General features: G+C 71.2%; 13 protein-coding genes. 5 read left to right on the forward strand and 8 right to left on the reverse strand.

Annotated elements, in window-relative coordinates; genetic code table 11:
- Window positions 1-7 precede the first annotated feature (7 nt).
- Both FB559_RS27715 and FB559_RS27720 read right to left on the reverse strand, forming a co-directional pair.
- A complete protein-coding gene (locus FB559_RS27715; RefSeq protein ID WP_141959097.1) occupies window positions 8-814 on the reverse strand; it encodes a family 1 encapsulin nanocompartment shell protein in 807 nt (268 codons plus the stop codon).
- On the reverse strand, window positions 811-1,833 hold the full coding sequence (locus FB559_RS27720; RefSeq protein WP_246122121.1) for a Dyp-type peroxidase: 1,023 nt from the start codon (window positions 1,831-1,833) through the stop codon (window positions 811-813). The genes FB559_RS27715 and FB559_RS27720 overlap by 4 nt, the downstream gene beginning before the upstream one ends.
- Window positions 1,834-1,995: 162 nt before the next feature.
- On the opposite strand from FB559_RS27720, the gene FB559_RS27725 reads away from it, so the two are divergent.
- A complete protein-coding gene (locus FB559_RS27725) occupies window positions 1,996-2,541 on the forward strand; it encodes a VOC family protein (RefSeq protein ID WP_141959101.1) in 546 nt (181 codons plus the stop codon).
- A gap of 10 nt (window positions 2,542-2,551) precedes the next feature.
- On the opposite strand, the gene FB559_RS27730 is transcribed toward FB559_RS27725, so the two are convergent.
- The 3 genes from FB559_RS27730 to FB559_RS27740 are packed head-to-tail and all read right to left on the reverse strand — an operon-like array spanning window position 2,552 to window position 5,099.
- A complete protein-coding gene (locus FB559_RS27730) occupies window positions 2,552-3,058 on the reverse strand; it encodes a hypothetical protein (protein ID WP_141959103.1) in 507 nt (168 codons plus the stop codon).
- Entirely contained in the window at window positions 3,055-4,428 is a 1,374-nt protein-coding gene (locus FB559_RS27735; RefSeq protein WP_141959105.1) for a sensor histidine kinase, read from the reverse strand. Before FB559_RS27735 ends, FB559_RS27730 begins: the two co-directional genes overlap by 4 nt.
- On the reverse strand, window positions 4,425-5,099 hold the full coding sequence (locus FB559_RS27740; RefSeq protein ID WP_141959107.1) for a response regulator transcription factor: 675 nt from the start codon (window positions 5,097-5,099) through the stop codon (window positions 4,425-4,427). Before FB559_RS27740 ends, FB559_RS27735 begins: the two co-directional genes overlap by 4 nt.
- Before the next feature lie 135 nt (window positions 5,100-5,234).
- Between FB559_RS27740 and FB559_RS27745 the strand changes: the two genes are divergently transcribed.
- Window positions 5,235-7,196: a transglycosylase domain-containing protein gene (locus tag FB559_RS27745; protein ID WP_185792426.1), complete on the forward strand. Its 1,962-nt coding sequence runs from the start codon at window positions 5,235-5,237 to the stop codon at window positions 7,194-7,196.
- Window positions 7,197-7,198: 2 nt separating this feature from the next.
- Here FB559_RS27745 and FB559_RS27750 read toward each other — a convergent pair whose 3' ends face one another.
- Both FB559_RS27750 and FB559_RS27755 read right to left on the reverse strand, forming a co-directional pair.
- Window positions 7,199-8,074, reverse strand: a complete 876-nt coding sequence (locus FB559_RS27750) for an NAD(P)-dependent oxidoreductase (protein ID WP_185792427.1) — start codon at window positions 8,072-8,074, stop codon at window positions 7,199-7,201.
- Window positions 8,071-8,901 (reverse strand): hydroxypyruvate isomerase family protein, encoded by an 831-nt coding sequence (locus FB559_RS27755; RefSeq protein ID WP_141959114.1) that lies wholly within the window; start codon window positions 8,899-8,901, stop codon window positions 8,071-8,073. The genes FB559_RS27750 and FB559_RS27755 overlap by 4 nt, the downstream gene beginning before the upstream one ends.
- 96 nt (window positions 8,902-8,997) lie before the next feature.
- Here FB559_RS27755 and FB559_RS27760 point away from each other — a divergent pair, with 96 nt between their 5' ends.
- Together FB559_RS27760 and FB559_RS27765 are read left to right on the forward strand one after the other, a co-directional pair.
- A complete protein-coding gene (locus FB559_RS27760) occupies window positions 8,998-9,606 on the forward strand; it encodes a TetR/AcrR family transcriptional regulator (RefSeq protein ID WP_141959116.1) in 609 nt (202 codons plus the stop codon).
- Window positions 9,603-11,210, forward strand: a complete 1,608-nt coding sequence (locus FB559_RS27765; RefSeq protein WP_141959118.1) for an acyl-CoA dehydrogenase family protein — start codon at window positions 9,603-9,605, stop codon at window positions 11,208-11,210. Before FB559_RS27760 ends, FB559_RS27765 begins: the two co-directional genes overlap by 4 nt.
- Window positions 11,211-11,318: 108 nt before the next feature.
- On the opposite strand, the gene FB559_RS27770 is transcribed toward FB559_RS27765, so the two are convergent.
- Window positions 11,319-11,723 (reverse strand): peptidase inhibitor family I36 protein, encoded by a 405-nt coding sequence (locus FB559_RS27770; RefSeq protein ID WP_185792428.1) that lies wholly within the window; start codon window positions 11,721-11,723, stop codon window positions 11,319-11,321.
- A 254-nt stretch (window positions 11,724-11,977) separates the two neighbouring features.
- On the opposite strand from FB559_RS27770, the gene FB559_RS27775 reads away from it, so the two are divergent.
- Window positions 11,978-12,988: an ArsR/SmtB family transcription factor gene (locus tag FB559_RS27775; RefSeq protein ID WP_141959122.1), complete on the forward strand. Its 1,011-nt coding sequence runs from the start codon at window positions 11,978-11,980 to the stop codon at window positions 12,986-12,988.
- Window positions 12,989-13,013 lie beyond the last annotated feature (25 nt).

Here is a 13,013-nt window from a genome sequence, read left to right on the forward strand (position 1 = left end):
TGCCCCCTCAGCCCTGCTGCGGCGTCAGGGCGACCGACGCCTCACTGGTGTAGGCGAGGAAGGTCAGGGTCTCCTGGAAGTACAGCTCGATGCTCGCGGCGTCGTGCGAGAGGTACCCGATCGACAGATCCTGGCCGATGCGCAGCTCGTAGTCGCCGCCGCGGGTGGACAGCACGAGCGCGCCCTCGATCGCCGGCGCCCAGATGATCTCCCCGTCCAGCACGCGTGCGATGTGCTCGTGCACCGGGTAGCCGTGGTCGGCGGTCTCGTTGACCAGGGTGTACGCGTCGGCGCTGAGAGCCAGGGAGTACGGTCCGCCGACTCCGGCCAGGCGGAGTGCGCTCAGCGCCTGGCTGATGGCGTTCGGATAGTCGCGTACCTCGGCCGGCAGGACCAGGGCCGGGTTGGAGGAGCTCTGGCGGATGCCCTCGATCCCGGCCGCCGCGTAGCCCTCGAACACGGCACGGTCCTCGGCGAACGCCAGCTGCCGCGCGGCGTCCTTCACCGGCTGCCAGTCCGCGTCGTTCGCGCCACGCTCGACCAGGTCGACCTCCGAGCGGTCCACGCGGAACGGCACCCGGAGTTCGACGATCGGCAGGGCCCGGCGAAGGTGGGAGATGACGCCCGAGGCGGGCGGGTCGATCGGGTCGAGGTGCCCGGTCGGCACGGCGGAGAGGGTGAGGCCGCCGGGCTCGGGTACGTCGACCAGCCGGCGGCCGGCCAGGTGGCGCGTGAACGTGCGCCGCGCCTCCTCCTCCAGGTCGGCCCATGCGGCGGCCGATATCGGGGCCAGTTCGCGGTGCAGGTTGTTCATCCGGGGCTCCTCTTCAGGTTGCCGATGCCGAGGGAACCGTCGGCGCGGGACCGGGTCTCGTCTGTGGTGCCGGCGGTGCCGGGCCAGGAGGGTTCGGGCGGGTCGTCGAGGAAGTCGGCGGTCGGTGCGTAGAACAGGCAGCCGGTCACGGCGGTGGAGAAGTCGAGGATCCGGTCGTGGTTTCCCGGCGGATCGCCGATGAACATCCGCTCCAGCATCCGCTCGGTGACCGCGGGCGTACGGGCGTAGCCGATGAAGTAGGTGCCGAACTCGCCGCTGCCGATCCGGCCGAACGGCATGTTGTCCCGCAGGATCTGCCGTTCCTCGCCGTCCTCGTCGACGATGGTGTTCAGGGCGACGTGGGAGTTGCCCGGCTTCACGTCATCGGGCAGTTCGATGTTGGAGGCCTTCGTACGGCCGATCACCCGCTCCTGGGCCTCGACCGGCAGGGCGTTCCACGCCGTCAGATCGTGCAGGTATTTCTGCACGATCGTGTACGTGCCGCCGGCGAAGTCCGGGTCCTCGTCGCCGACCAGAACGGCCGCCCGCGCCTCCGTCTCCGTCGGGTTCTCACTGCCGTCGACGAAGCCGAGCAGGTCGCGCGCCTCGAAGTACCGGAAGCCGTGCACCTCGTCCTGGACGGTGACGACGCCGGCCAGCCGCCGCATGATCTGGGCGGCCAGCTCGAAGCACAGGTCCATCCGCGCGGCGCGGATGTGGAAGAGCAGGTCGCCGGGTGTGGCCACGGCACGGTGCTCGGCCCCGTTGAGCTCGCGGAAGGGGTGCAGGCCGGCCGGTCGCGGGCCGCCGAACAGCCGGTCCCAGACCTGTGAGCCCACGCCGGTGACGCAGCTCAGCTGGCCGTCCGGGACGCGGAAGCCGACCGACCGCTGCAAGCCGGCGAGGTCGGGCAGCAGCTCGCGTACGGCGGGTTCGCCGCCCGGCTCGACGGTCACGACCAGGAAGATCGCGGCAATCGTCAGCGGCCTCAGCACTGGTTGTGAAACCGGCTCGGTCACGCTGCCCCCACCCCCCTCGATGATCTGCACAGGAAACTCATACACCATCCGCGCGGATGCGGTGCGTCGCGGCATCCAGGCCTATGAGTACCGTAACCGGGAGCTTTCCATGGCCCGGTCGGGGGACCGGGTCGATGGGATCAGACGATCGGGGGGATCGGTATGACCATGGGATACGGACTCTGCACGATCCATCATCTCGGGTACGTCGTGGACGACCTCGCGGAGGCGGCACGGCGATGGCATGACATCGCGGGCATCGGCCCGTTCCTGGTGCAGGAGCACGTGCCGTTCGACGGGATCACCGCCGACGGCGACCCGGTGGTCTTCGACCACAGCAAGGCGTACGCCGCCTATGGATCGCTGTTCGTGGAGCTCAAGCTCATCCACGAGGCCGCGCCGGCCAACGCCGGGCCCTTCTTCGGTTCGAACGGCGGCGTGGGCCTCAACCACGTCGCGTACGTCGTCGACGACGCCGAGGCGGAGTCGGAGCGGCTGGCCGAGCGCGGCATGCCGTCGACCGTGCGGGCGCGTGTGGGGGAGCTGGACGTGGCCCTGCACGACGGGTCCTCCAGCCTGGGGTTCGCGGTCGAGGTCCACCAGCGGTGCGAACCCCTGACGACACTGTTCGCGCAGGTGCGCTCCGCCGCACGCGAGTGGGACGGCCAGGACGTGATCCGGCCGCTGCCCGCGACGGCGTCCCGATAGCCGGGAGGCGTCAGCCCATACCCCCGCCCCCGGCCAGGGGGACCGGGGCCTTCCCGCCCTGCCCGCAGGCGACCTCGGGGTACGGCACTCCGCCACCGTTCACAAAGCTGATCTTCATGAAGCGGTTCGGCAGCGCCATCGCGGTGCAGTAGATCTGCTCGAAGGCGATCGATGACAGCTTCGCGGCGGGCGGCTCGGTCTCGACGAGCAGCGTCACGCCGTCGAGCTCGTGGACCGCGATCCGCTGTACGCCGATCAGCACCGTACTCAGGCCCCGCTTGCGTTCGTCCGCCGTCGGTCCCGCGAGGAGGGCGTCGAACACCGTCTGCACGTCCCCGGGCCTCACCGTGCGCGGCACCGGAACCAGCATCTTCCGCGCAAGGAAGAACACCTCTGCCTGCGGTGAGGCGCTCGCGGTGGCGGTCGGCGCGTCACCCGCGTACACCACGCCGGTCGGGCGGACGCCGCAGCCTCCGAGCAGCAGGACCGCGAGGACTAGCCCGGCGGCGCGGATCATGCCGGGATCCGGACGGTGAAGACGGCGCCGCCGCCGGGGGCGTTGCCGACATCGATGTGCCCGCCGTGCAGCTCGGCGTTCGCCTGGGCGATGGCGAGACCGAGCCCGCTGCCACCCTGACCGGCCGAACGGGACGGGTCCGCCTTGAAGAAGCGGTCGAACACCTGCGGGAGCAGGTCGTCGGGTATCCCCCGGCCCTCGTCCATGACGCGTACCTCCAGGCCGGGCCGGGCGGTGATCCGGACCGGCGGCGCGCCGTGCAGCAGCGCGTTGCCGACGAGGTTGGCGATGATGATGTCGAACCGGCGGGGATCGACGCGTACCCGCAGCTCCGGTGGCATCTCGACGAGGACCTTGTCCGCCCAGCCGCGTGTCGTGACGCATTCGCGCACGAGGTCGGCGAGCGGCACCTCGTCCAGCACGAGGACGGCCGTTCCGGCGTCCATCCGGCTGATCTCCAGCAGATCCTCGACCAGCGTGTTGAGCCGCCGGGTCTGGCCCGCGATGAGCAGCGCCGCCGTGCCGGTGTCGGGCGGCAGCCCCGCCGCGTCCTCCTCCAGGACGTCGGTGACCGCGGTCATGGCCGCGATCGGGGTCCGCAGCTCGTGCGACACGTCGGCGGCGAACCGGCGCGCGTTCGCCTCCATCCGGCGGAGCTCCCGCACGGTGTACTCCAGGGAGGCGGCGCTCTCGTTGAACGCGCGCGCGACGTCGGCGAGCTCGTCGCGTCCCCGTACCTGGACACGGGTGCCGAGATCGCCGGCGCCGAGGGAGCGCGCGGCCCGGCCGAGGCGGCGGAGCGGCCGGAGGACGCTGCGCCCGAGCAGCGCGGTGAGGACCAGCGCCAGCAGGAGCGTGAGGCCGCCCGCGCGGATGAGCGCTCGCTGGATGCCGTCGAGGTCGGCGGCCTCCTTGGCGAGGGAGGCGAACACATAGACCGTGAGACCGGACGACTCCCCGTCGCCCGTACGCACGCGGGTCGCCGCCACCAGCCACGGCTGGCCGTGGAGGACGACCCGCTGGAAGTACAGCCCGTCCCGTGCACGTGCCACCAGTCCCGGCGGCACGTCACGCGCGTCGAGGTCGCCGGTGCTGACCGTGTCGGTGCCGTCGGTGACGACCACGACACGGTCGGCGCGGACGAGGGACCTCGCCACGTCGTTCAGGGTCTCCTCGGGGATCGGATCGCCGAGTGTGCCGGGTACGACGCGGGCCAGGGTGTCACGGGTCTCCACGAGCACCGAGTCCTGTGCCCGCTGCAGCACGGCCCGGCGTACGAGGACGTATCCGATGCCGGCCACCAGGGCGGTGGAGGCGAGACAGGCGACGATGAAGGAGGCGAACATCCGCGCGCGCAGGCCGGTGATCATGGGGCCGCGAAACGGTAGCCGAACCCGCGTACCGTCTGGATCAGCGTGGGCGCGGCGGCGTCCGGCTCGACCTTGGCGCGCAGCCGCTGTACGGAGGCGTCGACCAGCCGCGAGTCACCGGCGTATCCGTGATCCCAGACGGCGCGCAGCAGGTGGCTCCGGCTGAGCACCTGGCCGGAGTTGCGGGTCAGCTCCAGCAGCAGCCGGAGCTCGGTGGGGGTCAGGTGGACGTCCTCGCCGGCCCTGGTGACGCGCAGCGAGCCCCGATCGATGACCAGGTCGCCGTGGATCGAGCGGTTGGCCTGACCGTTGTCGACACGCCTCAGCACGGCGCGGATCCGCGCGTCCAGCACGGCCGGCTCGACCGGCTTGATCACGTAGTCGTCCGCCCCCGCCTCCAGCCCGATCACCACGTCGAGGTTCTCGCTGCGTGCGGTCAGCAGGATGATCGGCATCTGGTCGGTCCGGCGGATGCGGCGGCAGACCTCGAATCCGTCGATGCCGGGCAGCATCACGTCCAGGATGACGATCTCCGGACGGCGGTCCCGAACGTAGTCCAGCCCTTCCTCGCCGGTCGGGTACGCGGTCACGGAGTGCCCCTGGCGTTTGAGGGCGAGCTCCAGGCCCGTACGGACCGAGGGGTCGTCCTCGATGAGCAGAATCGCGACCATGGCCCCATTATCGAGCCGTCGCAGCGTGCGCGGTTGTTCGTCACAGGATCCGGACATTTTCCGGGAAGTGTGACTCGACCCTGACATCAGCAGAACTTTCGGCGTCAATGCTTGATCAACATGGCAGGACTCCGAATGAACAGGCGGCGCTGGCGGCTGGTGCGGCGGACGCTGTACGGCCTGGGGATCGTCGTCGCGGGCCTGTGCGCCGCCGTGGGCATCATGTACGCCAGGACCAAGGTGCCGCCGGTCAACGCGGCCGCCCAGGCGCAGTCGAGCACGTTCTCCTTCCGCGACGGCACCACGCTGGCTCAGGTCGGGCGGCTGAACCGCGTGCCGGTGCGGCTGGGGGACGTGCCGCCGTACGTGCGCGGAGCCGTGCTGGCCGCCGAGGACCGGGGGTTCTATGAGGACCCGGTGGTCTCGCCCACCGGCCTGGCCCGCGCGAGCTGGGCCGCGGTCTCCGGCGGCACCCGCCAGGGCGGCTCCGGCATCGCCCAGCAGTACGTCAAGGTGGCCTACCTCAGCCCGGAACAGACGGTGTCCCGCAAGGTCAAGGAGCTGTTCATCGCGGTCAAGCTGTCCCGCTCACGGTCCAAGGACTGGATCTTCGAGCAGTACCTCAACACGGTCTACTTCGGCCGTGGGGCGTACGGGATCCAGGCGGCCTCGCAGGCGTACTTCCACAAGGACGTGGGCGCGCTGACACCCGCCGAGGCCGCGCTGCTCGCCGGGGTGATCCAGGCGCCCTCCTACCTCGACCCCGCGCTCGGGCACACCGCGCAGACGCGGGCCCGCTGGCGGTATGTGATCGACGGGATGACGCGTACGGGGGTGCTGCCCAAGGGGCCGCCGCCGGCGTTCCCGCGGGTCGCGCCCGCGCACACCGAGCCGACGTACGCCGGCCAGCGTGGCTACCTCATCCAGCAGATCATCGGCGAGCTGCACGCCCACGGCATCGACGACGACCAGATCTACCGGCGTGGTCTGCTCGTGACCAGCACGATCGACGCGCGCCTGCAGGCGGCGGCGCCGGAGGCGGTACGGACGGCCACCGGCCACGACAAGGACCTGGAGGCGGGCCTGACCTCCGTACGGCCCGGAACGGGGGAGATCCTCGCCTCCTACGGTGGCCGCGACTACCTCGAGCACCAGTACGACAACGCGTTTCTCGCGGCGCTGCCACCGGGCTCGTCGTTCGACCCGTTCGTGCTGGCCACGGCGCTGCACGAGGGGATCGGGCTGCGCAGCACCTACGACGCCTCACGGTTCAGGGCGGTGGTCAACGACGATGACGCCAAGGCCGCGTCGGCCGACCTGGTCACCGCGACCACCGAGTCGTACAACACCGTCTTCTCCCGGCTCGGCACCCAGGTCGGCGCGTCGGGCGCGGCCAAGGCCGGACTGCCCGGCCGTTTCCCGCCGCCGAACGTGCGGGTCGTCGACGAGGCGGCGGCGTACGCCGCGCTCGCCTCGGGCACGTACGCCGCCCCGCACATCGTGGCGAAGGTGACGGACAGGTCCGGCAAGGTGCTGCTCAACGTGCGGCCGCGCACCCGGCCGGCCTTCTCCCACGCGGTGAGCGCGGATGTCGCCTTCGCGCTGCAGGGAGTGGCCAAGACGGAGGTCGGGCGCCGTGCCGCCCTCCCGGACCGGCCGATCGCCGGAAAGTTCGGCACCACCGACCACAACGCGGCGGCCTGGTTCTGCGGCTACACGCCGAGGCTCGCCACGTCGGTCGCCGTCTACCGGGCCAGCAACCGGCCGCTGATCAACATCGGCAACGCACCTCACCAGAAGAGCGCGACCGTGCCGGCCGTGATCTGGGGGACGTTCATGACGCGAGCGGAGGCCGGTCAGCCCGTCGAGGTCTTCCCGCCCCCGGTCTTCGCCGGTGCGGTGCGGAGATTCACTCCGCCGTCCCCCCTACCCAGCACGAAGGCGGTGCCGCCGCCGGTGCGGCCGACCCTGCCTTCGAAGAAGATCCCGGCGGCCCGGCCCAGCACGATACGGAAGGCCGGGCGGCCCACCCCCACCACGCCACTGGGCAAACCGACCCATTCGGCGGACGGAGACCAGGTGGGCGACACCGGGTGAGTTCACTTCCCGGGCCGCCCGGAGAGCTGGGCGACGAGCTTGAGCAGGGCGGAATGGTCCAGGCCGCCGTCGCCCTGGGCACGCAGCGACGCGACCAGTTGCGCGACCGCCGCGCCGAGCGGGATCACGACACCGGCCTCCCGCGCGGCGGCGGTGACGATGCCCAGGTCCTTGTCGTGCAGCTCGACGCGGAAACCGGGGGTGAAGTCGCGGGCCAGCATGGCGCCGCCCTTGCGCTCCAGGACGGTGCTGCCCGCGAGCCCGCCGCCGAGCACCTTCAGCGCCGCCGCCGTGTCGACGCCGTGCGCCTCGACGAAGACGATGGCTTCGGCGAGGAGCTCCAGGGTCCCGGCGACGATCAGCTGGTTGGCCGCCTTGACGGTCTGGCCGGCACCCGTCGGGCCGACGTGCACCACGGTCCTGCCCAGCGCGTCGAAGACCGGCCTGGCGGCCTCGAAGTCCTCCGCCGCGCCACCGACCATGATCGACAGGACCGCGTCGACCGCGCCCTGCTCGCCGCCGGAGACGGGTGCGTCAAGGACGCGGAACCCGCGCTCGGCACCCTCGGCCGCCAGGTCCGCCGCCACGTCGGGACGGATGGTGGAGAAGTCGATGACGAGCGTGCCGGGCCGGGCGTGGTCGAACACCGTCGTCAGCACGGCGCGTACGTCGGGGGAGTCGGGCAGCATGGTGGCGACGACGTCGGCGTCCTTCACCGCCTCCTCGACGCTCGATGCGCCCCGGCCGCCGCGTGCCACGAACCGCTCGGTCTTGGCCGGGCTGCGGTTATGGCCGACGACGTCGAAGTCCGCGGCCACCAGGTTGGCGGCCATCGGGCCACCCATGATCCCCAGGCCGATGAAGCCGACAGTGGTCACTTCTCCTCCTCTTCTGAGGGTGTCCCCCCGCGCCGCTCGCGCGGCAGCCACGCGAGGCTCTGCTCGGTCGTCGTGGTCGGCCGGTACTCCAGTGAGACCCATCCCTCATAGCCGCGGTCCCGCAACGCCGCGACGTGACCCGCGAGGTCCAGCCCGCCGCTGCCGGGCTCACCGCGTCCGGGCGCGTCGGCGATCTGGACGTGGGCGACCTTCGGTGTGTGCTCCTCGATGACGGCGGCGAGGTCGTCCCCGTTGGTCGCCAGGTGGTACAGGTCGCACAGGAACCCGACGTTGGCGGCACCGGCGGCGCGTGCGGCGTCGACGACCGCGACGGCCTGGCCGGCGGTGCGCAGCGGATAGGGCTTCGGGCCGCTGACCGCCTCGATCAGGATGCCGGCGCCGATGCGTCCCGCCGCCGCGGCGGCCAGCGCGAGGTTCTCCGCCGCCGTCTCGTCCTGTGCCTCCGGCGGCGTGCCGTCGACCCGGTTTCCGTACAGGGCGTTGAAGGCGCGCACCCCCAGGCGCTCGCCGATGGCGACGGCCACCTCCAGATTGTCGCGCAGCTCGGCCTCACGGCCGGGAATGGACAGCACGCCGCAGTCGGGCCCGGCCAGGTCACCGGCGAACAGGTTCAGCCCGACCAGGTGCACCCCGGCGCCGCAGACCGCGGAGACGAACTCCTCGACCTCGGCGTCGGCGGGGACGGGGGAGGCGAACGGCCACCAGAACTCGATCGCCGCGAAACCGGCCTCCCTCGCCGCGGCCGGGCGGCGGAGCACCGGCAGCTCGGTGAACAGCATCGAGCAGTTGGCGAGGTAACGCGTCATGCCGTCACATATATCCCATCCTCCCGTTGAGATGCCCCGCGATGCGGCTTCCGCAGGGGCTTGCGCGGAAGAAGTGAACTGAGGTTCAATTCTTGTGTGCCCTACCGTCGTACGCCCCGGGTCCAGGCGCGCCTGAGCGCCTCGCGGGAGCGCATCCTGTCCGCCGCGCTGGCGATCGTCGCCGAGCACGGCTACGCCGGATGCTCCGTGGCGGCCGTGGCACGCCGGGCGGGTGTCGCCACCGGCAGCGTCTACCGCCACTTTCCGGCAAAGGCCGACCTGGTCACCGAGGTGTTCCGCACCGCGGCACAGCGCGAGGTCGACGCCGTGACGCGCGCCGCCGTGCTGGAGCTCACCGCGGCCGAGGCGGTCGCCGCGGTGATCGAGACGTTCGCGGGACGCGCGATGCGGGCGCCGCGGATGGCGTACGCGCTGCTCGCCGAGCCGGTGGACCCGGCCGTGGAGGCCGAGCGGCTGGTGTTCCGCCGCGCGTACGCCGAGGCGTTCGCCGGCATCGTCACCCGGGGAGTCGCCGCCGGCGAACTGCCGGCCCAGGACGTCGACGTCAGCGCCGCCGCGCTCGTCGGCGCGCTCGGCGAGGCCCTCACCGGACCTCTGGCGGCGGGCGCGTCCGGAACCCCGGCACGCGACGGCACGGCCGATCTCATCCTCTTCGCCCAGCGCAGCATCGGAGCGCATCCATGACGACACATGACGTGTTCAACCAGGTCCCCCCGCTCACCGGCTACGACGTCGCCGACGACCCGGCGCTGCTGGACGGCCTGTTCCGCGAGGGCGGGGGCTGGGCCGCGGAGGAGATCCACGAGCTCGGCCGGCTGGCCGGCACGGAGCAGGCACAGGAGCAGGGACGCCTGGCCAACGAGAACCGGCCGGTGCTGCGCACCCACGACCGGTACGGCCATCGGATCGACGAGGTGGAGTTCCATCCCGCCTGGCACGACCTGATGCGCGTCGCCGTCGGCCACGGCCTGCACGCCGCAGCGTGGACCGCCCGTACGGGCGGGCACGTGGCACGCGCCGCCAAGTTCTACGTGTGGCGGGTCGACGCGGGACACGGCTGCCCGATCTCGATGACGTACGCCGCGGTGCCCGCGCTGCGCCACGCACCGGACCTGGCACGGCAGTACGAACCGCTGCTGACCTCCGACACCTACGACTTCGGCCTGCGCCCGCCGCTGACCAAGGCCGGGATCCTGGCCGGGATGTCGATGACGGAGAAGCAGGGTGGCTCGGACGTACGCGCCAACACGACCCGCGCGGTGCCCCAGAGCGACGGGACGTACCTGCTGACCGGCCACAAGTGGTTCACCAGCGCGCCGATGTGCGACATCTTCCTGGTGCTGGCCCAGGCGCCGGAGGGCCTGACGTGCTTCCTGCTGCCCCGCGTCCTGCCGGACGGCGCCCTCAACGCCATGCGCCTGCAACGGCTCAAGGACAAGCTGGGCAACCACTCCAACGCCTCGGCCGAGGTCGAGTACGAGAGCGCCGTGGCCTGGCGCGTCGGCGATGAGGGCCGCGGCGTCCGCACGATCATCGAGATGGTCAACATGACCCGGCTCGACTGCGTCGTGGGCGGCGCGGCCGGCATGCGCCAGGGCCTGGTCCAGGCCACCCACCACGCCGCGCACCGGCAGGCGTTCGGCGGCTACCTGATCGACCGGCCGCTGATGCGCAACGTGCTCGCCGACCTGGCCGTGGAGTCCGAGGCCGCGACCCTGCTCATGCTGCGCCTGGCCGGCGCGACGGACCGCGGCGAGACGGCCTTCAAACGCCTGGGGCTGGCCATCAGCAAGTACTGGGTGTCCAAGCGCTGGCCGGCGCACAGCGCCGAGGCACTGGAGTGCCTGGGCGGCAACGGGTACGTCGAGGAGTCCGGCATGCCCCGCCTCTTCCGCGAGTCCCCGCTCAACTCGATCTGGGAGGGCAGCGGCAATGTCGCGGCACTCGACGTGCTGCGCGCCATGCTGAAGGAGCCGGAGACGGTGGACGCGTTCTTCGAGGAGGTCGGCTCGGCCTCGGGCGCGGACCCCCGGTTCGACGCGGCCGTCCAGCAGGTCAAGGACTCCCTCTTGGACGTGGAGACGCTTGAGCTACGGGCCCGGCGGGTGGTGGAACGGCTCGCCCTGGTGTTGCAGGGGTCGTTGCTGCTGAGGTACGGCCACCCGGCCGTCGCCGACGCCTTCAGCGCCTCCCGCCTGGACCGCGACTGGGGCCAGGCGTTCGGCACCCTGCCGCCCGGCTTGGACTTCGGCGCCATCATCGCCCGCGCCACCCCCAAGCTCGGCTGAACCCGGGTACCAGCCGCCGGTCGCACCTCGCTGACATCGCGCGGTATTCACGGTGAAAAAGGGGGGGCTCCCGGCCCGAATTCGGGCCGGGAGCGCATCACGCTGATATCAGCAGATGACTACTTCGTCGATCTTGTCGTTGGCGTTCCCGCCGCTGGCGGAGGTGTCCGAGGCCAGGTTCTTCAGGTAGTGGTTCTGCGCCAGCGAAAGCACGAAGTTGCCGTTGTCGTAGAACCACGCCTGGTGCGCGCCGGGCGCCGGGAAATCGATCGAGGACACCCGGTTGGCGGTGGAGAACCCAGTGATGTCGGAACACGTCCCCGATGCGGGCATGCCCCACTGGTTCTTGGTTCCGTTGAAGTTGCTGTCCGAGAACAGGCACAAGTCCCCGTTGGTGCACTTGCCGCTGGCCGAGGCCGGGCTCACGTCCGACGCCGAGGCGCTCGCCGCGCCGGCGAACGTCAACGCCGCGGCGCCGCTCAGCACGGCGGCCGCCATCGTGACTGGCTTCATTCCATCTCCCCTGAGTTCGGCCGGCTCGACGGCCGGCCCTGATTCGTGCTCACTAAGCATGCGGGGGACTCGAGGCGTTCGCAGGTGCCTTTAAGGCGTGCCTTAAAGGCCCAGTCCAGAGCAATTCTGTAATGCTCCGATTACTTAGTCCGGCAGTGGAAAGGCGGCGGAGAATCAGGGTTACCCCCGATGCCGGATAGCCGTGCACGGTGAAACAGTGATCCGCACGGGTGGGCCATTTCGCTGGAGGGGCGATGTTGAGGATCCATTTCACTACGGAGGATCTGGCTCGTACCCACGTCGCGGACCGGGCGGACGCGATGTGGGAGATCGTGTCGAGCCTGCATCGCCTGCAGACCCGCAGCGGCCGTGTGACCTTCGCGCCCTGGCTCGACCGGGCCCAGGCCGACCTGCGGCACACCGGACTGCTGCGGAGCGTCCGGCAACTGCTCCTCCCGCTTGTACCGCGCGCCGCCTACTTCCCGGACTTCCTTACTCCGCCCGAAGGACTGCTCGGCATCGAGCCAGGCGTCGACGCGGTCCTGGCCACACCGCGGGGGCGTGTCCGGCACGAGCTCGGCTTGTTACAGAAACGGCAGGGCCGGCCGGTGTGGGCGCGGGGGCTGGCCGACGGCGATGCCGAGATCCGTACGGCGGTGGGCCGGGAGCTGCGTACGTATCACCGGGTCGCCATCGCGCCGCACTGGCCGCTGGTGGAGGCGTCTGTCGCCGCCGACCGTGCCGCCCGGATGCGCGCCCTGCGGTCCGGAGGGATCGACGCTCTGCTGTGCAGCTTCGAACCGACGATGCACTGGCGCTCTCCGGTGCTGGAGGTCGAGCATCCCGCCGACAGACGCATCGACCTGGGAGGTCGGGGCATCCAGCTGATCCCGTCCTACTTCTGCTGGCGGATCCCGGTGACACTGGTCGACCCCGCGCTGATGCCCGTCATGGTGTATCCGATAACGCCCGACACGCGGCGACGGGACGCCATCGAGCAGTGCTCGGACGAGACCACCGTGGTGACCCTGACGCGACTACTCGGCGCCACGCGCGCACGGGTACTGCGGGCGGCGCAGTACACGTGCACGACGACGGAGATCGGCAGGCTGGCAAAGGTCTCGGTGGCGTCGGCCAGCCTCCACACCGCCGTTCTGCGAGACGCGGGTCTCATCCACTCACGACGCGACGGCGGCGCGGTGCTGCACAATTTCACTCCGCTGGGCAGCGCCCTCCTCTTCGGACGGCCGCGGCCACCACACTGAGCGGCGGCGTTCTGAGCCGTACACG

Origin of the sequence: Actinoallomurus bryophytorum (genome assembly GCF_006716425.1) — a bacterium.
GTDB lineage: Bacteria > Actinomycetota > Actinomycetes > Streptosporangiales > Streptosporangiaceae > Actinoallomurus > Actinoallomurus bryophytorum.